This window comes from Polynucleobacter sp. Adler-ghost (assembly GCF_018688495.1).
Classification (GTDB): Bacteria; Pseudomonadota; Gammaproteobacteria; order Burkholderiales; family Burkholderiaceae; genus Polynucleobacter.
On record NZ_CP061320.1, the window covers coordinates 1,219,928 to 1,241,043 of the forward strand.

A 21,116-nucleotide genomic window follows, 5' to 3' on the forward strand; every position below is an offset into this window, starting at 1 on the left:
AAATCCTCAAACATAGGAGATGGTCATGAAACGTACTCTACATATTCTTACATTTGCTTTTGCTAACTTAATCTGCGTTACGGCTAGCGCTCAGGTGACTAGTTGGGATAACTCACCTCTGAACTACAACAACAGCCCACTCAATTACAACAATTCACCTCTGAACTACAACAATTCACCGCTCAATTATCAAAACAGCCCCCTGAACTACAACTCGAGTAATGGGGTTTATGACAACGGCGGTAATCGTATTGGCTATCAGACCCAATCGCCTGCTGGGGTAACCAATGTCTTTGATAACAATGGCAATCGCATTGGTTACTCCCCTGCTGGAGTAAAGCAATGAAAACCTATGAGTACCAAGTCATCAAGATGGAACCCGTAGAGACTGATTGCGATACCGTAGAAGAGATGCTCAATACTCATGGGGAGCAAGGCTTTCGCTTTGTGGGGATTCACAAGCTGTGGGCTAGGGATAGTGAATACAACGCGATTCAGCGCAACTTTCTCGTTTTAGAGAAAGAAGTGGAAGAAGAGCTGTAATGAGCGTAGTCAAAATTGTGTATCTGGACTTTGATGGGGTCTTGCATCCCAGCAGTCCAATAGACAACGCTCTTTTTTCTAGAGCCTCCCTCTTGGAGTCTGCATTTGAAAACTCCACCGCCTCCATTGTGATCTCATCAAGCTGGCGCTTTACCCATACACTAGCAAACCTCAAAAGTAAGCTGCCAGGCTTTCTTGCCAAGCGAGTGATTGATACCACTGGCGCCGCAGTCATTGGAAAGCATGCCCGCTTTCATGAAATTACTGCTCACGCCTACTCAAACGATGTTGTAGTCCTATGGCGCGCATTAGATGATTCCTATTGGGAATTTCCTACCTCTTGCAAAGAGCTGATTCGCTGCAATCCCAACACCGGGATTGACCCTAAAGAAGTTGAGCTACTGAGAACTTGGCTTACTATGTAGCGATATATGACTACCAACGATTCTCCAAAACGCTCAAAGACTTTATCTACTGAATCGAGCTTGATTGCCCAAATGAATATCGGTCATTACGAAGAGCATGCTGCCTCATACTATGAGGGCACCAAAGATCATGATGTCAGTCAAAATATTGATGCGCTTTTGCGCGCAATTACTGCGCCTGCGCCCTTGACCATTCTCGATTTTGGTTGCGGCCCCGGCAGAGACTTACAAACCTTTACCAAGTTAGGTCACTGTGCAATCGGCCTAGAAGGTAGCCCAGAAGCTGCTCGCATTGCTCGCTCGATCAGCGGTTGTGAAGTCTTAGTGCAAGACTTTTTTAATCTAGATTTACCAAAACAATGCTTTGATGGCGTGTTTGCCAATGCAGCGCTCTTTCATATACCCAAAGAAGTATTGCCTCAAGTCCTCAGTAATTTATGGTCTTGTTTAAAGCCTGGTGGGATTTTGTTTAGCTCTAATCCCAGAGGCAATAATGAAGCGCACTGGTTTGGTGAGCGCTTTGGGCTCTATCATGACCTGGATGGCTGGCGCTCTTACATGAAAAAGGCCAATTTTGTAGAGATTGAGCATTACTACAGACCTAGCGGTCTGCCCTTTGAGCAGCAAGCTTGGCTAGCGAGCGTTTGGAAAAAAAATTAGCTTGGCATTAAGATATATCGAAGTGATTAACTAGGAGAATCCTGATGCCCTATGCAATTGAGGTTAAAGCTGGTCAAGAATATTGGCTCTGTGTTTGCGGCAAGAGTGGAACTGGGCTTTGCAACGGATCACATAAATCGACTGACATACTCCCCAGTCAATTTAAGGCTACAAAAGATCAAACTATCTATGTGTGCGGTTGCACTAAAACTCAGAACAGCCCTTTTTGTGATGGGACACATAAATCCTTGTAATGCAGCTATCTGATACTTTGAGACGGCTCCGGTAGCTCACAGTCAATTTGATTGGTGTAGTAATAAACCACAAAACGATCTAGTGCGACCATGCCAATCAGTAAAACGCCAAGCACTGCCCCAGTCATCAAGGAATGCTTGACGATGGCCTGACATCTTGAGCTAGTGCGATAAAGAGATAAAAGCCAAATCGACACTAAGTAGAGTGCGGTGAGTTTGATCCCCCAAAACAGGGTCTCTACATTCACGGGATATTGATGCGGTGTTTTGACCAGCCAATAATAGGCAAGCACCTGAAATGCGCCCTGAGCTATTTGGAGCAAACCCACAGCAAACAGTAAACCTAAGGATAGAATCACGGCCCACCGAAGGGTCCATCGCGCTGATTCAATACCCCAACGCACTCCTGTCATTACATCATGATTGTTATCGAGTGTTTTTTCACGCATCTTGTCACTCGTCTTGTCACTCATCCCAATCGAGTTCCAAAATAACAAAGTCGGTACGCGATGGATAGGATTTACGCAGGTGCTGCATCACGGCACTTTCAGACTTGCCATAGATATTCATTGTCACCGAATCAATCGAGCGATGATTGCTATCACTCACTGGCGAATACTGAAACTTAATACGCGCTTTATTCCAGGTGGACATAGTTAATCAAACATAATGGATGCAGGTTCAAATTCTAGCGTCATCTCTTTGCATTGAGGGCAAAAATTTCCCGTACGTGGCGCCGTTCTTCTCCCCCACTCTACCCCTGGTCGCCCTTCGCTTGGCAGCGAGATTGGCGCCTGGCCATAGGCAATCACCTCTTGCGAATGACATGTAGGGCAAGCAATGGGGTCAGCTTGCATATTGGCATTCACAAGACCGCAAGTCTTGCAGTAATGTGGAAAAGGCGCGTTCGTTTGAAAGTCGCGCATGCCTCCACCTACGGTAATCGTGGAGCTAAAGCCACAAGCGCAGGAAGCACTTTGTATTTGACCCATTATTTTCTCTTTTCTCTTTTACAAGGTGCTAGGCTCAATTGCTTCGCGTGTTTGGCAATCCTCAAATTCCAAACGCAGTTGATCATTCTCCGGAACGAGGCGCCTTAAAAAGCAATCGGGTATGGGACCAGTAGATTGAACATCGAGCTGATGCTTATTGGGATAAAAGTAATACAAGAAACTACCCTCTGCCGCTATTTCAACCTGCCAAACATGCACGAGACCATCGATCTCTGGCCAAGGCATCATCCCTAATGAATCAATCACGCGCACGACCTTGCCAATATTGCCGCTAAATTTGGCATTGACCGTAATCGCTAGAGCGCCCACTTCACAATTGAGCTTTTGCGTTTCATTCATCATGACTGAGCTCCTCTTGCAAAGTTTGATCTGCAGGTTCAGTCAGTAATAAATCCATTTGCAATTGCTCTGAATCGATTAATTCATCCATCAAATAGTTTTGAGGTGGTGTGAGACGTCGCAAATAGCGATCTGGGACTGGTCCCTCCTGAAAGCCTTCAATGCCATCTTCCATTTGATAAAAGAGCTGCCCACCTTCTGTGGCGACCTGCACATTCCAGGTAAAGAGTGGCTCGCTAAAACCTTGCCATTCATCAAAGCCAATAGCAGAAATGATTCGCACGATATTGCCCAGGTTCTGTGGGAAAGCGCAATTAACCGTAATTGCCAAGTCCCCTACGCTGCAATTGAGTTTTGTGGTGTGGTCTGTCATCTTCTTCTCCTGTATTTAGCTCGCACTTTTTCTCTATGTATAAACAACAAATGACCACAAATGCCTCGGCTACAGACCAAGAATAGGCCTAATAAAAACCACAGCACCAAAGAGAGCTCAAACCCCTGTTCCAAGCAGACTGCACTGACAAACATGAGGAGGATGCCAATCAATTTGATCATTTTTACCCCTTTAAATCGATATTTAAGAGATTAATGACCTACTAGCTCATTAAATGAGCTATAAAGTAAATAAAGTGATAAAAACAATAACCTTTATGACATTAATAGTGAGAGCCAAATGAGCGATCCAGAGCGCCTACACCGTATTAAGTACATGATTCAGCAGCGTAAATGCGTGCCAATTGAAGACTTTATGAGTGAGCTAGAGATCTCTAAAGCTACCTTTAAGCGCGATCTGGAATACCTACGCTCACGCTCTAAGGCCGATATTGAATATGACCGCTTTTTAGGCGGTTATAAATTCAAAGAAGGTAGCGATATTAATAAGATTGAGCTCACCGGTATCTGGTTCTCTGAAAAAGAGGCAACCGCGTTAGTTCTCATGCAGCACCTTCTGTCTTCACTAGATCAAGGCGGTCTGATTGGTCCGCACATTGAACCACTGACCGCGATTATTGATGGCATTTTGGGTCAAAGCGAAACCACCGCCAAAGAATTACGCAAGCGCATCAAGGTGCTCGGCATGGGTTCACGTAAAAACTCCATGGATAACTTCTCGGAGATTGGCGCTGCCCTCCTCAAACGTAATCGCCTGGTCATTGAGTACTACGCTAAAGGCAAAGATGAGAACACGCAGCGCGAGATTTCACCGCAGCGCCTCATTTACTATCGCGAGAATTGGTACCTTGATGCCTACTGCCATATGCGAGAAGGTCTGCGTAGCTTTGCTGTTGATGGTATTCGTAGCGCAGTGTTAACAAACACCAAAGCGCAAGATGTGTCTGATAAAGAGTGCCAAGAGCACTTTGCAGAAAGCTATGGCATCTTCTCTGGTAAAGCCACACAAAGAGCAAAACTACGTTTTACTCCAGAGCATGCCCGTTGGGTTTCAGGTGAGAACTGGCATGGCCAGCAAGTCGGCAGCTTTGATAAAGAAGGTTACTTCAATCTCGAATTTGACTATAACCAAGATCCGGAATTGGTGATGGATATTCTTAAGCATGGCTCAGGAGTCGAGGTGATTGGTCCAGCCAACCTGAAAACAAGGGTGAAGGCAGAACTAAAAAAAGCTTTAGATAAGTACCAATAAACCTAAGCTCCTTAAGCCTTTACAAGTGTAAGGCATTGCTTTACACTTTAGTTTAAGCCATTAAAATGATTGAATGATTCAATCGTTTATTCATAAGGGCTTAGAAGAGTTATTTACAGAAGGGAAAAGCAGTAAAGTTCAGAGAGCTTTAGCCAGCAGAATCATACGACGTCTAGATGCAATTGATTCAGCAGTGAGCTTGAGTGATTTGAATGTGCCAGGCTTTAACTTTCATGGATTAGAGGGAAAACCTAAAAGATTTAGCATTCACATCAATGGTCCTTGGTGCATTACTTTTGAGTGGTTAAAAGAGAATGCATACCGAGTTAACCTAGAAAATTATCACTAATATCATGCGAAAAAGATCACCCACCCATCCTGGAGCTATTCTGAGAGAAGATGTTTTTCCAAACCTTGGTATTTCTGTTACTGAATTCGCTAAGCATCTCGGAATCTCAAGACAAACTCTTCATGCTGTGCTCTCTGAAAAAAGTGCAATCACGCCTGAGCTTGCCTTAAGGCTAGGCATTTTTTTGGGTAACGGGCCACAACTTTGGATTGAGATGCAATCAAGGTATGACTTGTGGCATGCAGAAATCAAACTTAAGAAGATATTGTCAAAAATTCCTCCATTTAATGGTCTTTTAGCGGCGTAATTCAACCGTTGGCATTCCCAAAATAATGTAGATTAATTTATCTTGGGATGCTGAATACTCCAGTCATGCGCTAAATCAATAAAGAGCGCTGCCTCTTGCGAGAGGTATTGGGCAGATGGGTAGATCCCCACCCTACCCAAATCGAGTCGATCTGCATCCCAGCAGGTTTGAATGGTGGCATTGGTCGAGACTTCTCCTCCAGAGTGATGCTGCAGGGCATAGCAAAGATAGTCTAGTTGCAAGGGTTGCAAATCAAAGTAATCCCCATGAATGCCATGCGCAAATTCAGCAGCGCGCTTGCCATGATCAGGATCACGGCCATCATTTAGGCGGCAGCTATCGTGCAAGAACCCAAAGAGCTCCACGACAAGTAAATCAGCTTTGCGGATCTGAGCAATATTCTTTCCATGATGCAAGACCCGGGCCCAATGATTAGCCCCATGGATGCCCTGCCAATCTAAAGCAAACTCACTGCGTATTAAAGCAATGAGTCCTGCTCGGTCATAGGGGGTGGTAGTTGATACGGTCATGGATAGAGCTTTTCTAGGCCGTTTGAGGTGAGTTTGAACATCCGATCGAGCTCAGTCCCAATCGAAATCGCACAACCGTCAGGGCGAGCCTGAGGCCAGGGCGTATTCCAATCCCAAGCGCTTGGTGACAACCAGTGCTCTTGCTCCTTGTTACTGACTGTCATTAACCAATTACGCTCTGCTATGGGTAATTGCTGTGCAACACCATGCAAATGATTTGGCAGTTCATCCAGCCATTCCTCGAGCTCTTCTGCGCTAGGATCTGCTAAAGGAAAGCGTAACTTGAGATTCACTAAAGCATTGGCATTGGCAATCCACAGAAAAGCATTTTGACTAAATTGATCTGCTAATTGCTCAGCATGTGAGCGTGACAGCCCCAAGGCAAGCACACCGGGCTCAGCATCCCAATCATCATGTGGATCAGTGCCAAGGCCTTCAATCGTCTCTATGCCAGCCTGAGTAAGCTTTCCTAGGAGTCTTTGGTGCGCTGCTTGATTTTCTTCTTCAGAGCGTACTTGGCTATAGGGGTTACACGCTGTTAAAAAGGCGGCGCTGGTCGCGCCATAAGTATTGAGTAAATCAATTAAGGCGTGATTAACTTCCCCTACTTTGAGTAAGTAGATTTCCTCGCCATGATGCACAAAGTAATGGGCATTGCGATAGGCTTTGACAAGCCAGGGTGCAATTGTTCGGTTGGTATTCATGCGTTGCCCCTTGTTTGAACTTCTAGATTATTGGCCAAAGAAAAAATATCAATCGGCGCTGCAGCGTTTTCTGGCCAGTCATAGCCAATACCGAGCTCTTTGGCTTTGCGGATGCGATGGTGTAATTTTAATGCTGAGGAAAAGTAATACAGCCTCGGGTTTGCAATCACTCGCTCATATTCATATTGCTCAGCTTGCACCGTCACACCATCGACACGGTAAAAATACTGACCATCATGCTCTATCGCTTCTGCAAAGTAATTATTTTCGTCTTTGATAAAGGCAATCGGAATATATCGATCCCGAAAGACATCCAATACCTTTTTCCACTTACTGTCATTCAATTGCAGTAAACCAATTTTGAGTTGGGTAATATTCATTGCACTCTCCTATTTAGCCAATTTGACGAGGGTCTGGGCTTGGCAATTGGGATTAAATCCGCCCTTACTTCTTCAACTTCTAATGCAGCACCGACTCACTCACCTCGGGCTTTCCTTGTGGATCTTTTTTTTGGCTCGTGACCAAATACTCTTTGGTCTCTAGAGCCACCTTGAGGTATTCATCAATAGCCGCTCTAAAGGCATCAGCACCATCTTCTTTATTAAAGATGTAGGCGAGGCTATAGATCAGGTTATCGCCATCTTCCCCATCGACTGTGATGGTATTAGCTTCGTCGTTATCAACAACGCGCAGTCCTCTAGTAAATTCTGGCTTTTCGCCATCAACCCAGCTCATGTCTAAGCGGTCAATATCAAACCGCAGACTCCGAAAGAGGTTGCACACAGTAAAACGAGCGCCATTGAGATAGGTATAGTCACGCATGATTTCTCCCTTGTTGATTTGATGTATTTATTGTAAAAACCTGATAGCTCATAGATTGAGCTTGTAGCTCCTTTTTTGAGCTATCCCAGACCATAATCACCCTCCAATACTTCGATGCGAATACCTTGCTCCAGTTCATTAAGCCGAGCTTGTAATAAGGAGATCGATAGCAAGTCAGGCACTTCAACCCAAAGCGTTTCATTACCCGGATGAAAGCCATCAATAAAGCGAATACTGCCGGCAGTTTTTCCTGCAATATCGAGCTCTGGTCCCAGATCAATTCCCTCTAGCTCTTTGTAGGCCAAAGCATTGGGTGATTGATGGCGTAGCCACCAATCGAGCACCAAGTCATCATCGGCTTTTGTATTTAAGAGATCCTGCGCCCCGCATTTACACAGGTCATAGTGCTCTCGTAAATACTCCAGCGTGTCCTCTTCTCTGTGCCCCCAGGCAACATTGCCAAATTCTTCCCAAGTAAATTGGGGGTTAATGTACTCATTAGGTTTACCGCCCAGAAACAAAGCAAACTTACCCTCACTGGGAGCGGCGTATAGCGTCTCTATGCTGCGCGCAATAGGCTGGATGAGTAATGGCTTTTCTTCGGCAGCAATGAGCCACTGAGCCTCTTTAAGGAACTGGGTGGTCAGTAAAGCACCGACAGTTGCGCTTGAGCGAATTAAAAAGGATCGGCGATTCATGAGCACACCTCCCCTTGATTAGTTTGGGAAATTTCCTCTAAGCCAGGAATCTTGATCCACCAACCCGCTTGGTAATTGCGCCCCTTTTTTCGAGACTTAAAACTAAACCAGCTGCTACCCGAAGTTTTGATGGGGGCCTCGTACAACCACTCATCGGTAATGCAAATGTAGCCAGAAGGGAAAAATCCATGGTCTACATAATGAAATAACAACAGATTGAGAAGGTACTCACGTTTTAAAAATGAATAGGCATGGGTACCATACGGACCATAGCGCTGTGGACTACAGTGATCCACAATCAACTTAGCCTGCTCTATTACGCTCTCATCATGAATGGTCGCATCAATATTGGCCACCCATTCAAGGCCTTGGGGACTTGCACCCCAAACGGTTTGAGTCCGCTGTACATCCGGTGTAAAAAAACTCATGTTTGCTCTCCTATTTAGCTAGTTCGACAAGGTGTCAGGCCTAGCAATTGGGAATAACTCCGCCCTTACTGCTCATACTGCTTTTATTACTACTACTTACTCCAAGTTACTTAAAAACCCGTTGGCAATGGCTAGCCATTTTTGCTCTAGCGCTGGTGGATCGAGATTTTCGATGTCAAACGCTAGTTCGGTAGCTTCTGGGTCGGTAATACTCAAACTGTGTTCACCGACAAACAGTCGATAAACATCATCCACAATCCAAATATCCAATGCACTACCTACATAGACTACTTTTGCGGGCAATAGTTGATCGCCCACGATGACTCTGGCCATAATGAATCTCCTCAAATTGTTAAAGAACGTGGGCTTTAGAAATGAAAAAAGCCCCAAAGAAGGGGCTTTACGTTTAGTTATCTAATCAAGTTATCTTGTTAGATCACATTCGCTATCAAGCGTAGCACCGTTGTCTAGTAGACCGGTTGCTGTGGGCTTTCGCCCCCTCTTCATGTATGTGTAAATTATAGAGACAATCACCTTATTTGTATAGGGTATTGCATCATTATTTTGTCATATCTCTTTTAGAAATTTGAGCCCTGTGTAGATAAATCAAGTACTTAGAAGCTAAACGAAATTGTTGCTTTGCAACTAAATTTCATCTCGTAAAAAATTCAAAAAATCATTGGACAAGATGGTTCTTCAAGAACAAGATAAAGCCATGTCGATGAATCAGTTAAGCGTGCGAACGGTCCCGTTTCGATACAGCATGAATTAACTGATTTGTTGACAACCAAATGTACATTCCTGAAGAGCACATCATGAATCACAAACAATTAGAAATTGAGGAAGACCAGTTTCCGAAGCAGGCATTTGAATTACAAAATCACGAATTAGTCGAAGAAAGACTCATTTGGCATCATCTTACGAGAAAGAAATTGCACAAGATGAAGTGGAGTCCAGAGTCAGACTCTAGCAAGTTAAGGCAAGAATAACGATGTTTGATAGAAAACCAACTAGCGCACAATTGACCTTTACCAATGAAATTGGCTCGGGGTCTAAAGTACTCGGAAACCTAGAGGGCAATGGCAATATCCGGGTTTTGGGTCACTTTGTGGGCGATATTACCGAAGCGTCAGAGAGTAAAGCAACCCTAGTAATCGACAAAGATGGGGTCTTAACTGGCGACCTGCATTACACCAATCTCATTGTTGCTGGCACGATTGAAGGCACTATTACCGTAGATGAAAAAATTGAGGTCTATCCTAGCGCGCTGATCCGCGGTGATATTCACTATAAATCGATTGATATCCATCCAAATGCCAGAGTCAATGGGCTTCTTACCTGCGCAGTGTTAGATAAGGGCGCACTGAACCCATCGGATGTGATTGCCTTTGATCTCACCAAAAAGATCGCTTCATAATCCACTAACCTCAGTTACTACTTCGGCTACAACTCAACGGAGTCCTCTATGCCTTTTAGAATTTCACCTAAAAATGAATTTCACATCACTGAGCGTATGACCTACCGCAAAGACAATAAAGAGATTAACTGTGGTTTTCTGTGGAAAAGTGGGTCTTTCATTACGGAGAGTCCACCCAATTTTTTAGCCGAATATGATGAGCATATTGGTATTAGCGTGGGGAGTCAGGACTTTACGGAGGTGAATCTCTCTAGCGAAGGTCAGCACCTTATCTACTTCTCAGAGACCACTCCCAAAGGTGAGCAAGCAACGCTTACTGAGATTTTTATGCATAGCAATACTACAGATGATTTTGATATTGGCTTTCAACACAAAGGTTGGCAATTAGTTGATATGGATATCGTCATGTGGGGTGAATTATCAATCACTAGCAAGCTCGATACCTAAATCCAACATCAAGGCTCGCCTACTGCATTTGCTCGGCCTCTTGTAGCAAAGCATCAAATACCTTTTCTAGCTTGGCATTAGTTCCTCTGATGCCAGCCACCACTGCTTCAGACCAAGCAAAATACTCTTGCTTGCGTTTGAGATCCCAGCCAGCTGGCGGGGCGACCAATATATCGCGTAGATTGCAAATCTTATCAGCAAGTTTGACAAGCTTGGCCTCATGGCTAGCAAAAGGAGTATGAGCAATTTGCAAGCTTTTGCGTACCTCTTTGGCAAGCGATTTATCGTCGGTCAACTCTTTCACAATCGCAGTGACTTTTTTACCAAAATGGTTAATTAACTCTTCTTCAGTCGTTTGGGTATCTTCAATTACATCATGCAGTAAGGCTGCGCACAGAACATCCCAAGACAACACTCCACCCTCATTTACTAAAACATTCACTAGCTCAATGGGGTGATTAATGTAAGGCGTTATTTGCGCATCCTTGCGCCGCTGATTTTTATGCTTCTCAGCTGAAAATGCCAGAGCTTGGACAAAATGATTAATCATGATGTCATCCATTATAGGGATTGCTACGGTCTTTTTCCATTGACTCATATTCCACAGTCAAGCTATTCAATACTGACTTGACCAATGACTGCGCCAGGCTTTTGTAAGGCCTCTGCACGGCGTGCGACATACTCCGGATTTTTTGATCCGAGCAATCCTATTTGTTTATCAGTACCATTAGGCCCTTGCACAATCACCGCATCATTACCAATCGCTTTCACAGACTCTAAAAGCGAGCCATCAGGCTTGGTGGCTGGGGCAACGAATGGCCTATTCGATGCTGGTGAGAGCGGTGGCATCACTTGCTCTACTCTTGCTGGCTCGACTTGCGGAGTTGGCATAGTGGGTGCACTCAATATGGGCGCTGGGGTTTTGCTGAATTGCCCCACTTTATTGGGCGCTATTGGTGTGGCTACTGGTGCTGCTGGTGCTGCGCTCGTATTTTGCTCTTTCGTATCCTTAGTAATGCCATCGAGCTCTTTAAAAGCATCGCCGGAGCGGTTCTGAATGTCCTTAGTGCTTCTAGCTACATTCTTAGAACCCAAAGGCAGAGCAACTAACACATAGGTACGAATGCGATTGCCTTCAGCCACATGCTTCATCTCGACGGTCTCAACTCCGGAGATATCCACATCAGGACAGAGGCTGCGTACCGTTAATTCTGATTGCTCAACGGAGGCGGCATCGTTATCGGCGCGGTACATCTTCATTTGGCTACGCACTTTACCGCCAGCACCTGTACAAATCTTCACATAGGCCATGGTTTTGGCTTTGAGATCGGCCATTGAAAAGTCGCTGCTAATGGCCGTGCCATTCTCATAAATTACGCCAGACTCTTTTGGGAGCTTGCTCATCCAATCAGGCGCCTCACTAATAGCTTGCTTAGCTACTTTAGCCTGCGCCCGATAATCGTCTTGCTGTTGGTTTTGTACCTGCTGGACAGGATTTGTGCCACAAGCACTAAGCATGAGCCCTAATGCACTAGTAATGGCAATACTACGAATGCGGTAATTTTGCTGTTTCATGATGATTCCTTTTTTAAATAGATTTAAAACTTATCGACTACAGTCCATTGATTCACACCTGACCTCACGGTCACTAAGGTAAAACGCACTGCTTGGTTTAAATGCATCTCTGTTTTTGAAACGAGTTGATAGATATTGCCCTTCCACTTGCGCAGAGCCGAATGCGATGCCCCATCTTTAATGTCTCTGGGGCTCAGACTCATCTGCTCCCCTACTCGGATGAAAGGCCTTTCTTGTGCATAGGGAAAATTGGTACAAATTTCTCTACGAGTAGATTTGTGATCACTCGTTAAATATTGGGTTTGCTGATAGCCTGTCTTTGCCTCAACGGTCTCTTCAAAGTAGCAACGCGGCATTGCGCTCGGCGGCTGATTGGGACTCGCTTGCAAATCTGCTTTTATCAAATCACGACTGACTTCACTGCCCTGACAGGCAAAGCGTAAGGCCCAAATTCGGTACTTGGCTAACGAGTAGTAACTCTTACTAATTTTTCCGGGATAGGTATTGCCCTCTACGCCATCAACGGTATAAAAGCGATTGCGTTTGAGCTGCTCTTCTAATAGCGCAGTTTGCTCAACCCGCTGCTCACAATCAGGCTCAAAGCGCACTAAATCTTCATAACTTAAGCGCTCAAAATTAGAAACCGTCACTGGTGGTGGTACTGAAGATACTTTTTGGATAGGCCGTTGCGCGCTATAGGAGTTATTTACTGGCGCTGAGTAGGTTTTGGCTTGATAGCTTGAAGCTTGATACTGAGGTTTAGCTGGCGCAACATAAGCATTGCTGTAACTGTAGTTACCATAGTTACTGCTATAGCGAGGCGTACTTGAGCAAGCGCCTAGCAAGATCACTAAACCGAGAATCAAAAGCGCTCTCATGATGCCGCTTTAACTCCTAAGTTGTGATGGCCGCCAAACGCATAGACCTGAGCGCCGGCAGATGATGGCTCGCTTGATGACTCACCTTCATTAGAGGACTTGGCAGCAAAAGGTTTACTCACTGTCGCCATCGCTGGCATGACGACGCGATTGACAAACTGGCCACTAGCTGCAGAAAAGCTTTGCGTAAATTGATGCTGTGCTCGCAAATAGGCATTACTCTGACGTTTGAGCTCTTCTAACTCCTGACGAATCTTTTCATTTTCCAAGTCTTGAATGAGCTTTTGCTTGGTGACATTGGAGTTCACTTCTTGCCGAATAGCATATTGCTCTTTATCCACTAGCGCATGCTCATGGCGCGCTAGTGCAATCTGCGCATCGGCATCAAGGCGTCTTGCAGCGCTTTGATTGACTTGTGCCAGAGCACGCGTTTTATTGTCATAGGCAAAGATGGCCATACGGTGACCTAGCGGAGATTGCCCTGCTTGGAGTTTGAGTAAGATCGGCATGAGCTCTAGGCACAGTTGAAGCAAGGTAATTAAGGCGTATTTCATAAACGCGCCAGGATTGTTGCGTACTAAAGACGAGAGCACATCTGCTGAAGCCACATTGATGTAGGACTCATTGATCTGGGCCGCCTTATCTAAATCTTGAGCAATCTCTTTTTTTGCGGTATCAATATCGCCTTGCGCTTGCGTAATTGCAACACCCATGCGCTCGAGCTCTGCCTCTTTAGGGCTGACATAATTACGATAGTTCTCACGATAGATGCCATCAATGCGCTCACACTCACGCTTATCCTTGGCGTACAAACTAATAATGTCATGCTCATCCAAATCGGGTGCAAAGGTAGTCTTGGTTTTTTTGTTGTAATCCGCAAAGCATTGCCCAACTAGGCCGCGTTGGCGCACTAACTCAGGTGTTAATGATGAAATCTCTTTACGCAGCTTTGTAGTTCTATCTTCCAGGCTTGTGAGTCCTGCAGTCTTATCGGCCAACTCATACTTTTCTTGATAGCGCTCTTTCGCCTGAGTGAACCGGCCATCTTTCATATCCTGCGCATGAATGGCTAATTCTGACTTTAAAAATAAAGGCATCGTAAATTGACTACTCAGGGTGCCGATCACCGTAATTAAAAAGATACGAATACCTAAGTACACATAGGTCAGCTTCTTATCGGTCTCATAGCGAGTATCGGCGAGATAAATAAAATTACGATCCAACACCAAAACAATAGCAGCGCCAATGCATGCGAATACGAACGCCATTAGTATTTGTAAGAGGATGTGCAAGTCCAACGCAAGAAACCAGCCAGCAATGCCAAATTGCAAAGCAGCTAAGAAGCTGGCAAAGGCAATCGCCGCGCCAATTTTGCTCAGGCTACCGACTTCTTCGGTAGAAGTGCTCGCACTAATGCGATGACCGGTGAGGAATACAAGGTGTTGACGAATTGTGCTCATACATCCATCCACAAGTTATTAGGATGAATGTAGTATTACGACCTAAAAGCTCATAGATTGAGCCTCTAAAAATTTAAGGAGCAGATTGGCCATTAAAACAATAAATACTGTATATATGTACAGTATCATACTGCCATTGCAAAGGCAACTTTCACTTAACTCATTTGTTTCGTCATCTTTTAATCTGCCGATGTAAATAAAAAAACCCCGAAAACTCGGGGCTTTGAAATTCCCATCAATTAGTTCTGTTCTATCTTTGCGCTTTTCACAATAGCGCCAAACTTTTTACTCTCACTATTGGAGAATGCTAGAAATTCAGCTATGGTCATATTGCCTGGCTGTGCGCCCTGCTTTTCAAGGGCCTCTTTCACCTCAGGCATCTTAAGTACATCAACAATATCTTTTTGAATCTTTTGGGCAATGGCGTTAGGCGTTCCGCTTGGTACATAAACACCGAACCATTGAGTGAGATCAAAATTCTGTAGCGTTGGTGTTTTAGCTAGCGGTGGAATATTCGGTGCAGCAATCGATGGCGTTTTAGATGAGAGTCCAAGTGCTTTCAAGGCTCCTGACTGAATATGCGGTAGTACAGTTGGTAGCCCTGCAAAGCCAACGTCCACATGGCCAGCGAGCAAATCAGATACTGAAGGAGCAACGCCCTTATAAGGAACATGAACCAATTTAATATTGGCCTGCTCTTCTAACATCACGGCAGCTAAGTGCTGCGGTGTACCAGGACCAGATGATGCATAAGTCACGGTGCCAGGATTTTTCTTCGCATAAGCAATAAGCTCAGTAACGCTTGAATAGGGTTTAGAAGGATTGGTAACCAATACAAATGGTAGCTTCACAAGCAAGGTCACCGGCTTTAGATCGGTATCCGGGTTGTAAGACATCTTTTGCATGAAATGTTGATTAATCACGACTTCTGCTGTCGCAGACATCAAAATCGTTAAGCCATCAGATGCAGATTTGGCCACATAGTTGGCACCAATAGTGCCACTACCACCCGCTTTATTTTCAACTACTACGGGTTGCTTCCAAATATCGGCCAGTTTCAAACTGACAAGGCGAGCTACAGGGTCCACACCACCACCTGGTGCATAAGGAACAATTACCTTGACTGGACGATCCGGCCAAGACTGTGCCGCTACCAAACTAGATAGAGTGAGTAATAGCAAAGAAATCAAACTGAGGATGAAATTTTGTGGGCGCATATTTTTAAGGAAGAATGAGTCGGTTGGTAAATCATGAATTTTCAGTGTATTAGAAAATGAGCGAGCACATCAAAATCTGGCTCAATTCCAATTCCTGGGACATCAGACAAGCTAACCGTACCATCAGCAATATGGGCCAATGGAGTCGATACCAAAGATCTCAAAGGATTGGGGTTAGAGTCAATTTCAAGCATTCCAGTTGATGAGGATGCCGCCAAGAGGTGCGCCGAAGCCATGAGCCCAATGCCACCGCCAAGATAGTGCGGACAATATTCAATGCCATGTTGATTAAGGCTATTAATAATAGGTAGACAACCTGAAATTCCACCCCATTTAGCAATGTCAGGCTGGATGACGCTAAATACCTTTGATGCAATAGCCTCCTTAAAAGCGTGTTCACTGCCCATATTTTCGCCAGCAGCTAACCTTACAGTACAACTTCTAGAGAGCTCTTGCCAATGGCTAATGGAATTATCCGCTCTGATTGGCTCTTCAATCCAACTTATATCGAACTCTTCAATCGATTGAATATTTTTGATTGCAGCTGGCAAATCCCACGCTTGATTGGCATCAACCATGAGTTGATGACTTGGGATCAGTTGTCGAATGTTGCGTAGATTTTCAATATCTGCCTTTTCACTAAAACCGATCTTGAGCTTAAAAGCGGTAAAACCCTCTTTTAACAAGTCTTCAATTACTTTCTCTGGTTTATCCGGATTAATGCCACTAGCGTAGGTCTTGATCAGTGGATCTGTGCCGCCTAGGCAGCGCCAAAGAGGTAGCTTTGATTTTTTAGCAAATAAGTCCCAGGCTGCAAGATCAATGCCAGCAATGACTTGAGCTATAGGACCAAACTCTCCTGATTGAATAGCTAATACTGCCGTATGCTCAGTAATCTGTTGATAGATTTGCGAGGGGTGATGAAACGATTTTTTAATTAGCAAAGGCTTAAAAGTTTCTTGCAATAACTTGGCGCGATGCTCAGCGCCACAATTGGGAAAGTTACACCAAATCTCCCCCCACCCAACAAGACCATCCTCATCCTCCAATCGAACAAAAATAGCAGGCCGATTGGTCATAATTCCAAATGAGGTTTTTACCGGATTTGCAATGGGGGCCCTCAAGACAAATGCCTCTATATTTTTAATAAGAATAGGTATCTGCAAAGTCGTATCTTTCATATAAAAATCCGTACAGTCATAGCTCGATGGATATGGCTCATATTTAAACTGTCGTCAAGAAAAAAGCCCATCAAAATCAATTGAAGGGCTTCATCTGATTGCTTTGGAAAGAACAAGTCCAGCGAACTACTACGTATCTTTCTTCTGCTCTTTTACCGCAGTGTTTTGCAGTAGTATTTTTAGCATACTACTTTGCAGTCCCGTCACATTATCAGGATTATCAATGTATTTACTTAGCTCTTGACGGTCTGACACACTCACAATTTGCTGCAACTTAGAGATGGTGATCTTCAGTTGCTCAGCAGCTAACTCTGGGTGCTTAGACAAAAACTCTAGACTCATTTCGCTAGTGGCACCCTTACCTGTTTTAGCATCCTTGGCTGGGGCATGCTCAATACCCATTTCCACCTTCGCCTTTTCTAGTAAGCGCGTGAGCTCTCCCTGAGATAGATGCAAACGCTTAGCCTCGGCCTCAATGAGTTCTTGCTCATCGGCTGAAATCACGCCATCTTCTAGCATGTGGTAGAGCTCATTCATCATTCTTTCGCGCTCAATCCGAAGTTGATCACTCAGTGCGGATGAAAGAATCGCTGCCGGAATCGCAAAAATACCAATCCCCAAGAGCGCTATGACAATCGTCACCGCTCTACCCGCTGGGGTTATCGGAGAAATGTCGCCATAACCCACGCTGGCCAAAGTAATCACAGACCAATAAATTGCTTGGGGAATATTTTCAAACTTATCGGGCTGAGCTTCATGCTCAAAGACATAACCCAAGCAGGCGGCAAGCATGACTAATAAAAGCAAAATGAAAACCGCAGCCTTCATGACAGGCCACTCGCGTTGAATCACAGTAAATAAGGATTGAGTGGCGCCAGAATAACGCGCTAGCTTGAGTAAACGCATCAATCTAAAGACTCGCAAGAAGCGCAAGTCAAAGAGGTGATGCAGCAGACTCTCTAAATAGAATGGCACAACTGCCATAAAATCAATAATGCTCGTTGGCCTACATGCGTATCTTAAGCGTCCTTTGAGCCAAGCCTGGTACTTAGGATCCTCAGGGGCGCTATAAATCCTCATGATGTATTCTGTCGAGAAAATCACCACTGCAATAGTATCGAGAATAATAAATTCAGAATGTAGGTGATAGCTAATGCTCTGCACTGATTCAAAAATCACAGCCAGTACCGACACAATGACCCAGCTCACAATAAACATATCAAAGATATGATGGAGGTTGCCGCTGGTCGGAGTTTCATTGACTAGGGCATAAATCTTATAACGATAGGATTTGTCTTTATTCAGCTCTAAAAATTCATTGAACGCTGGTGCCAAAGCACGGAAGAGCTTGAGTAAACGTAGTAATCGTAAGGCCCTCAGAATCCGTAAATCAGCTTCAAAGAAAGCACTTAAGTAGAACGGCAAAATCGATATCAGATCAATGAGAGCAAATGGGCTCTTGCAGTAAGCAAGACGAGGATATTTAGCTGAACTAAAGGCGGGATCTTCTGGCGCTACATACACGCGCAAGACGTATTCAATCGAAAAGATAGCCAGCGAGACCACATCGAAAATATGAAAGAGGTGTTCGCGAGTTTCATAGAACACCGGAATATGCTCAAGCACTAAACCTGCCATATTCAGTACGATCATGTACGTAATAAAGCGCTCGAACTGGTTGCAATAATTTGCTTTAATGTGGTGATTAAACAATAAATCAAATATCCGCTTACGGATGTATAAGTTCAAACTAGATAATGAAATCGGCTGGAGATTCATAATTTAAATTCTCCAATTCTGATGAGGTAAAAACCGGTATCACAAAGACTGAGGCGAATTTGCAAGCCGCTGACGAGCCGCTCCCCAGGCTCCAGTGGAGATGCCCCGGGAGGACCTGCCGGATTGGGGGTCAGTTTTTCAAAGACGAGAGCTCCGCTATTGAGCAGATCTGTTTTATTACACTTAGCTGTATATGCTGGGCCAGCCGGATTTAAAAGATTGACATAACTCTCAAAGGGGCCTTTGGCTGCAAAAAGTGCTTCAACACAATTTTTCCAGTGATTTGGCTTGACGCCTTTAATCAATTTTTCATCTTCATCGATGGGGGTGCATGCCGCAGGTTCAATGGGCTCATTGGCTTCGTTCTTGCTGGCAAGAGCCTCAAACCAAACAATGATCTCTTCGGCATTATTTTGTGATGCTGCCACCTTCGCGGCATTTTGATAGTTTCCTATTCCGAGATAGATCACTATAAGCACGTTGGCTATTACAGTCAAAATAAAGAAATAGTCTGAGACGCGCATGTCTCGAAATAGAACTTGGATATTCTTGCCCAATACGCTCTCCCAGCTTTTCTTTAGTTAAACGCGACTATCTTGCCGCTTTTAATTACTGTATATTTAGATTTTGAGTTAATAAGACAGCCACTCGAGGATTATCAATGTTTTTCCAAACGCTTCTGCAAAGTTTAATCAAGAAAAAGAAGGTCAAACCAGCTGAGCCTACTCAAGAATTATCCCCAATGGCTCAAAACATACTGCAAAAACTGGCTGAACACGATAAAAACAAGGGTTTATCCCCGGATGATGCTAGTAAGTCAGGACCCCCAGGCAATCAGTAGCTAGCCTGGCTTTAAGCCATTCTCTTTGAAGAATTTTATGTCTCAAGCCATTATTTTCGATGTTGAAGCCACCGATAAGACGGATGCCGTCATTATTGAAGCCGCCGCTTTAGATGTCACTTCAATCAATCCATTATCTGTTGGCAACCCTTGGGTGCAACGGTATAACCCAGGCAAGCCAATTAGCTTAGGTGCACTGGCAACCCACCATATCTTGGATGAAGAGTTAGTCAATTGCCCTGCTAGCAGCTCTTTTAAATTACCTGCTGGCACCAAGTACATCATCGGTCATAGCGTGGATTTTGACTGGGAGGCCATTGGCAAACCCGAAGTGAAACGCATCTGCACCCTTGCCCTAGCTCGCAGTCTTTGGCCTGATCTCGATAGCCATACGCAAAGTGCCCTGCTCTATTACTTTGAACGTTCGACTGCTAGAGAGCAACTGCGTGATGCCCATAGTGCATTAGCGGATGTGTGGATTTGCTCCAAGATACTTGGGCAGATTATTGAGAAGCTCAAACCCGCTTCTCTGGACGCTTTATGGGAAATGTCTGAGAAGGCTCGTATTCCGACGATCATGCCTTTTGGCAAACACAAAGGTGAATTGATTAGCCAGGTGCCGTCAGACTATAAGCAGTGGATGCTACGTCAGGACAATGTTTCTGAATACCTTCGCAAAGCATTGCAGACTTAAAGCTTCGCTTCTGATTGCCTTAGTGCTGCTTATGTGTTGAGGTCACTAGCTTTTCTGTATACGCAATCGCTACTGCTGAAAATACAAAGGTCATGTGTATGACGGTTTGCCATAGTAAGGTTTTTTCATCGTGTGAGGACGCATTAATAAAGGTCTTTAGCAAATGAATTGATGAAATTCCAATGATGGCTGTTGCTAACTTCACCTTGAGCACACCGGCATTGACATGCGATAACCACTCAGGTTGATCTGGATGATTCTCCAGCTCTAACCTAGAAACAAAAGTTTCCCAACCGCCGACGATAACCATCACCAACAAATTAGAGATCATCACCACATCAATCAAGCCCAACACAATGAGCATGAGTGCAGTTTCTGTCATGCTTTTCTCTGACATCATGCTAATTAGATGGGCCAACTCCAACCAAAACTGCCATACATAAACGCCCTGGGCAACAATCAGGCCAATGTAGAGTGGCGCCTGCAACCAGCGGGACATAAATATCCAGCGTGGCAGTGGGCGTAATTTCTTATCTATGTAGGTTTGCTTATCATCGATCATGTTTGGATTTTATCCATATTTATGACTTTTTTATAATCTCATTACACATATCTTGTGTAGGGGGATTCTGATGACTCCCGCCTTGACTAGGGAATAAGGAATCCGTGATTTCCTTATTCCCCCTCTAGGCAGCTGCTGCTTTTTTACTGTTGCTTTTTCTTACTGATACTTACGGCTAAATACTGGAGTATTGCTACGCTCATTGCGCTTCGTATTTTTCAATACTGCGCAGTAGGACAAAACCATAATCACTGCGAGTGAGATGCCGTTAAAGTTATTTAATAGTTCCATTTGATTTCTCCTGGTGTTGATTTACGTTAATAAGGTTTTGTTACTATTGTTGATGAC

Annotated in this window: 35 protein-coding genes and 1 riboswitch; of the genes, 13 read left to right on the forward strand and 22 right to left on the reverse strand. The window is 44.4% G+C overall.

The features are described from left to right. The first annotated feature begins 25 nt into the window (after positions 1–25). The 5 genes from ICV89_RS06335 to ICV89_RS11015 are packed head-to-tail and all read left to right on the forward strand — an operon-like array spanning position 26 to position 1,882. Entirely contained in the window at positions 26–346 is a 321-nt protein-coding gene (locus tag ICV89_RS06335) for a hypothetical protein (RefSeq protein ID WP_215307488.1), read from the forward strand. Then, complete coding sequence (locus tag ICV89_RS06340) at positions 343–543, forward strand: DUF4177 domain-containing protein (protein WP_215307490.1); 201 nt, start codon at positions 343–345, stop codon at positions 541–543. Before ICV89_RS06335 ends, ICV89_RS06340 begins: the two co-directional genes overlap by 4 nt. Then, positions 543–968 carry an HAD domain-containing protein gene (locus tag ICV89_RS06345; protein WP_215307492.1) on the forward strand — a complete coding sequence of 142 codons (426 nt, stop codon included), beginning with the start codon at positions 543–545 and terminating at the stop codon, positions 966–968. Before ICV89_RS06340 ends, ICV89_RS06345 begins: the two co-directional genes overlap by 1 nt. A gap of 6 nt (positions 969–974) precedes the next feature. Beyond that, on the forward strand, positions 975–1,628 hold the full coding sequence (locus tag ICV89_RS06350; RefSeq protein ID WP_215307494.1) for a bifunctional 2-polyprenyl-6-hydroxyphenol methylase/3-demethylubiquinol 3-O-methyltransferase UbiG: 654 nt from the start codon (positions 975–977) through the stop codon (positions 1,626–1,628). A gap of 44 nt (positions 1,629–1,672) precedes the next feature. Further along, positions 1,673–1,882 (forward strand): CDGSH iron-sulfur domain-containing protein, encoded by a 210-nt coding sequence (locus ICV89_RS11015; protein ID WP_215307496.1) that lies wholly within the window; start codon positions 1,673–1,675, stop codon positions 1,880–1,882. Positions 1,883–1,887: 5 nt separating this feature from the next. On the opposite strand, the gene ICV89_RS06360 is transcribed toward ICV89_RS11015, so the two are convergent. The 5 genes from ICV89_RS06360 to ICV89_RS06380 are packed head-to-tail and all read right to left on the reverse strand — an operon-like array spanning position 1,888 to position 3,607. Further along, the gene (locus ICV89_RS06360) at positions 1,888–2,355 is read right to left on the reverse strand and encodes a hypothetical protein (protein WP_215307498.1); all 468 of its coding nucleotides are present in this window, start codon (positions 2,353–2,355) and stop codon (positions 1,888–1,890) included. Next, positions 2,348–2,536, reverse strand: coding sequence for a hypothetical protein (locus ICV89_RS06365; RefSeq protein ID WP_215307500.1), 189 nt, complete (start codon positions 2,534–2,536; stop codon positions 2,348–2,350). The genes ICV89_RS06360 and ICV89_RS06365 overlap by 8 nt, the downstream gene beginning before the upstream one ends. Before the next feature lie 2 nt (positions 2,537–2,538). Next, on the reverse strand, positions 2,539–2,874 hold the full coding sequence (locus ICV89_RS06370; protein ID WP_215307502.1) for a hypothetical protein: 336 nt from the start codon (positions 2,872–2,874) through the stop codon (positions 2,539–2,541). Between the two features lie 18 nt (positions 2,875–2,892). Continuing rightward, on the reverse strand, positions 2,893–3,237 hold the full coding sequence (locus ICV89_RS06375) for a hypothetical protein (RefSeq protein ID WP_215307504.1): 345 nt from the start codon (positions 3,235–3,237) through the stop codon (positions 2,893–2,895). Then, entirely contained in the window at positions 3,227–3,607 is a 381-nt protein-coding gene (locus ICV89_RS06380; RefSeq protein WP_215307506.1) for a hypothetical protein, read from the reverse strand. The genes ICV89_RS06375 and ICV89_RS06380 overlap by 11 nt, the downstream gene beginning before the upstream one ends. Before the next feature lie 300 nt (positions 3,608–3,907). On the opposite strand from ICV89_RS06380, the gene ICV89_RS06385 reads away from it, so the two are divergent. From ICV89_RS06385 to ICV89_RS06395, 3 genes are all read left to right on the forward strand, one after another. Beyond that, positions 3,908–4,879, forward strand: coding sequence for a YafY family protein (locus ICV89_RS06385; protein WP_215307508.1), 972 nt, complete (start codon positions 3,908–3,910; stop codon positions 4,877–4,879). 73 nt (positions 4,880–4,952) lie between these two features. Then, positions 4,953–5,228: a type II toxin-antitoxin system RelE/ParE family toxin gene (locus ICV89_RS06390; protein ID WP_215307510.1), complete on the forward strand. Its 276-nt coding sequence runs from the start codon at positions 4,953–4,955 to the stop codon at positions 5,226–5,228. Positions 5,229–5,232: 4 nt separating this feature from the next. Next, positions 5,233–5,535 carry a HigA family addiction module antitoxin gene (locus ICV89_RS06395; protein WP_251370791.1) on the forward strand — a complete coding sequence of 101 codons (303 nt, stop codon included), beginning with the start codon at positions 5,233–5,235 and terminating at the stop codon, positions 5,533–5,535. Positions 5,536–5,567: 32 nt separating this feature from the next. On the opposite strand, the gene ICV89_RS06400 is transcribed toward ICV89_RS06395, so the two are convergent. The 7 genes from ICV89_RS06400 to ICV89_RS06430 form a co-directional block, all read right to left on the reverse strand. After that, the gene (locus tag ICV89_RS06400) at positions 5,568–6,065 is read right to left on the reverse strand and encodes a hypothetical protein (RefSeq protein WP_215307512.1); all 498 of its coding nucleotides are present in this window, start codon (positions 6,063–6,065) and stop codon (positions 5,568–5,570) included. Then, entirely contained in the window at positions 6,062–6,769 is a 708-nt protein-coding gene (locus ICV89_RS06405) for a DUF3293 domain-containing protein (protein ID WP_215307514.1), read from the reverse strand. Before ICV89_RS06405 ends, ICV89_RS06400 begins: the two co-directional genes overlap by 4 nt. Continuing rightward, a complete protein-coding gene (locus ICV89_RS06410; protein ID WP_215307516.1) occupies positions 6,766–7,149 on the reverse strand; it encodes a hypothetical protein in 384 nt (127 codons plus the stop codon). The genes ICV89_RS06405 and ICV89_RS06410 overlap by 4 nt, the downstream gene beginning before the upstream one ends. Before the next feature lie 79 nt (positions 7,150–7,228). Further along, entirely contained in the window at positions 7,229–7,591 is a 363-nt protein-coding gene (locus ICV89_RS06415; protein ID WP_215307517.1) for a hypothetical protein, read from the reverse strand. A gap of 80 nt (positions 7,592–7,671) precedes the next feature. Further along, positions 7,672–8,289 carry a hypothetical protein gene (locus tag ICV89_RS06420; RefSeq protein WP_215307519.1) on the reverse strand — a complete coding sequence of 206 codons (618 nt, stop codon included), beginning with the start codon at positions 8,287–8,289 and terminating at the stop codon, positions 7,672–7,674. Beyond that, positions 8,286–8,717, reverse strand: coding sequence for a hypothetical protein (locus ICV89_RS06425; RefSeq protein ID WP_215307521.1), 432 nt, complete (start codon positions 8,715–8,717; stop codon positions 8,286–8,288). Before ICV89_RS06425 ends, ICV89_RS06420 begins: the two co-directional genes overlap by 4 nt. Positions 8,718–8,813: 96 nt before the next feature. Continuing rightward, entirely contained in the window at positions 8,814–9,050 is a 237-nt protein-coding gene (locus tag ICV89_RS06430; RefSeq protein ID WP_215307523.1) for a hypothetical protein, read from the reverse strand. A 76-nt stretch (positions 9,051–9,126) separates the two neighbouring features. After that, a riboswitch (SAM-I-IV-variant riboswitch) is annotated at positions 9,127–9,231 on the reverse strand. Between the two features lie 301 nt (positions 9,232–9,532). Between ICV89_RS06430 and ICV89_RS06435 the strand changes: the two genes are divergently transcribed. Genes ICV89_RS06435 through ICV89_RS06445 form a run of 3 tightly spaced genes read left to right on the forward strand, consistent with a single transcriptional unit; the run spans position 9,533 to position 10,581 of the window. Continuing rightward, positions 9,533–9,706 carry a hypothetical protein gene (locus ICV89_RS06435; protein ID WP_215307525.1) on the forward strand — a complete coding sequence of 58 codons (174 nt, stop codon included), beginning with the start codon at positions 9,533–9,535 and terminating at the stop codon, positions 9,704–9,706. A gap of 2 nt (positions 9,707–9,708) precedes the next feature. Then, positions 9,709–10,134, forward strand: a complete 426-nt coding sequence (locus tag ICV89_RS06440) for a polymer-forming cytoskeletal protein (protein WP_215307527.1) — start codon at positions 9,709–9,711, stop codon at positions 10,132–10,134. A 48-nt stretch (positions 10,135–10,182) separates the two neighbouring features. Then, positions 10,183–10,581: a hypothetical protein gene (locus tag ICV89_RS06445; RefSeq protein ID WP_215307529.1), complete on the forward strand. Its 399-nt coding sequence runs from the start codon at positions 10,183–10,185 to the stop codon at positions 10,579–10,581. Between the two features lie 19 nt (positions 10,582–10,600). Here ICV89_RS06445 and ICV89_RS06450 read toward each other — a convergent pair whose 3' ends face one another. From ICV89_RS06450 to ICV89_RS06485, 8 genes are all read right to left on the reverse strand, one after another. Next, complete coding sequence (locus tag ICV89_RS06450; RefSeq protein WP_215310348.1) at positions 10,601–11,128, reverse strand: HD domain-containing protein; 528 nt, start codon at positions 11,126–11,128, stop codon at positions 10,601–10,603. A gap of 65 nt (positions 11,129–11,193) precedes the next feature. Next, the gene (locus ICV89_RS06455) at positions 11,194–12,156 is read right to left on the reverse strand and encodes a hypothetical protein (RefSeq protein ID WP_215307531.1); all 963 of its coding nucleotides are present in this window, start codon (positions 12,154–12,156) and stop codon (positions 11,194–11,196) included. Between the two features lie 23 nt (positions 12,157–12,179). Further along, positions 12,180–13,034, reverse strand: a complete 855-nt coding sequence (locus ICV89_RS06460) for a hypothetical protein (protein ID WP_215307533.1) — start codon at positions 13,032–13,034, stop codon at positions 12,180–12,182. Continuing rightward, a complete protein-coding gene (locus ICV89_RS06465) occupies positions 13,031–14,494 on the reverse strand; it encodes a DUF4407 domain-containing protein (protein ID WP_215307535.1) in 1,464 nt (487 codons plus the stop codon). Before ICV89_RS06465 ends, ICV89_RS06460 begins: the two co-directional genes overlap by 4 nt. Positions 14,495–14,733: 239 nt before the next feature. Continuing rightward, positions 14,734–15,711: a tripartite tricarboxylate transporter substrate binding protein gene (locus ICV89_RS06470; RefSeq protein WP_215307537.1), complete on the reverse strand. Its 978-nt coding sequence runs from the start codon at positions 15,709–15,711 to the stop codon at positions 14,734–14,736. Positions 15,712–15,752: 41 nt separating this feature from the next. Continuing rightward, positions 15,753–16,892: a mandelate racemase/muconate lactonizing enzyme family protein gene (locus tag ICV89_RS06475; RefSeq protein WP_215307539.1), complete on the reverse strand. Its 1,140-nt coding sequence runs from the start codon at positions 16,890–16,892 to the stop codon at positions 15,753–15,755. Positions 16,893–17,021: 129 nt separating this feature from the next. After that, entirely contained in the window at positions 17,022–18,671 is a 1,650-nt protein-coding gene (locus ICV89_RS06480; RefSeq protein WP_215307541.1) for an ion transporter, read from the reverse strand. Beyond that, entirely contained in the window at positions 18,668–19,228 is a 561-nt protein-coding gene (locus ICV89_RS06485) for a hypothetical protein (protein WP_215307542.1), read from the reverse strand. Before ICV89_RS06485 ends, ICV89_RS06480 begins: the two co-directional genes overlap by 4 nt. Positions 19,229–19,332: 104 nt before the next feature. On the opposite strand from ICV89_RS06485, the gene ICV89_RS06490 reads away from it, so the two are divergent. Both ICV89_RS06490 and ICV89_RS06495 read left to right on the forward strand, forming a co-directional pair. Then, positions 19,333–19,512 carry a hypothetical protein gene (locus ICV89_RS06490; RefSeq protein ID WP_215307544.1) on the forward strand — a complete coding sequence of 60 codons (180 nt, stop codon included), beginning with the start codon at positions 19,333–19,335 and terminating at the stop codon, positions 19,510–19,512. Positions 19,513–19,549: 37 nt separating this feature from the next. Next, the gene (locus ICV89_RS06495; RefSeq protein ID WP_215307546.1) at positions 19,550–20,206 is read left to right on the forward strand and encodes a putative quorum-sensing-regulated virulence factor; all 657 of its coding nucleotides are present in this window, start codon (positions 19,550–19,552) and stop codon (positions 20,204–20,206) included. A 19-nt stretch (positions 20,207–20,225) separates the two neighbouring features. On the opposite strand, the gene ICV89_RS06500 is transcribed toward ICV89_RS06495, so the two are convergent. Both ICV89_RS06500 and ICV89_RS10975 read right to left on the reverse strand, forming a co-directional pair. Then, the gene (locus ICV89_RS06500) at positions 20,226–20,768 is read right to left on the reverse strand and encodes a TIGR00645 family protein (protein ID WP_215307548.1); all 543 of its coding nucleotides are present in this window, start codon (positions 20,766–20,768) and stop codon (positions 20,226–20,228) included. Positions 20,769–20,927: 159 nt separating this feature from the next. After that, positions 20,928–21,059, reverse strand: a complete 132-nt coding sequence (locus ICV89_RS10975) for a hypothetical protein (RefSeq protein ID WP_255535042.1) — start codon at positions 21,057–21,059, stop codon at positions 20,928–20,930. Between the last annotated feature and the right edge of the window lie 57 nt (positions 21,060–21,116).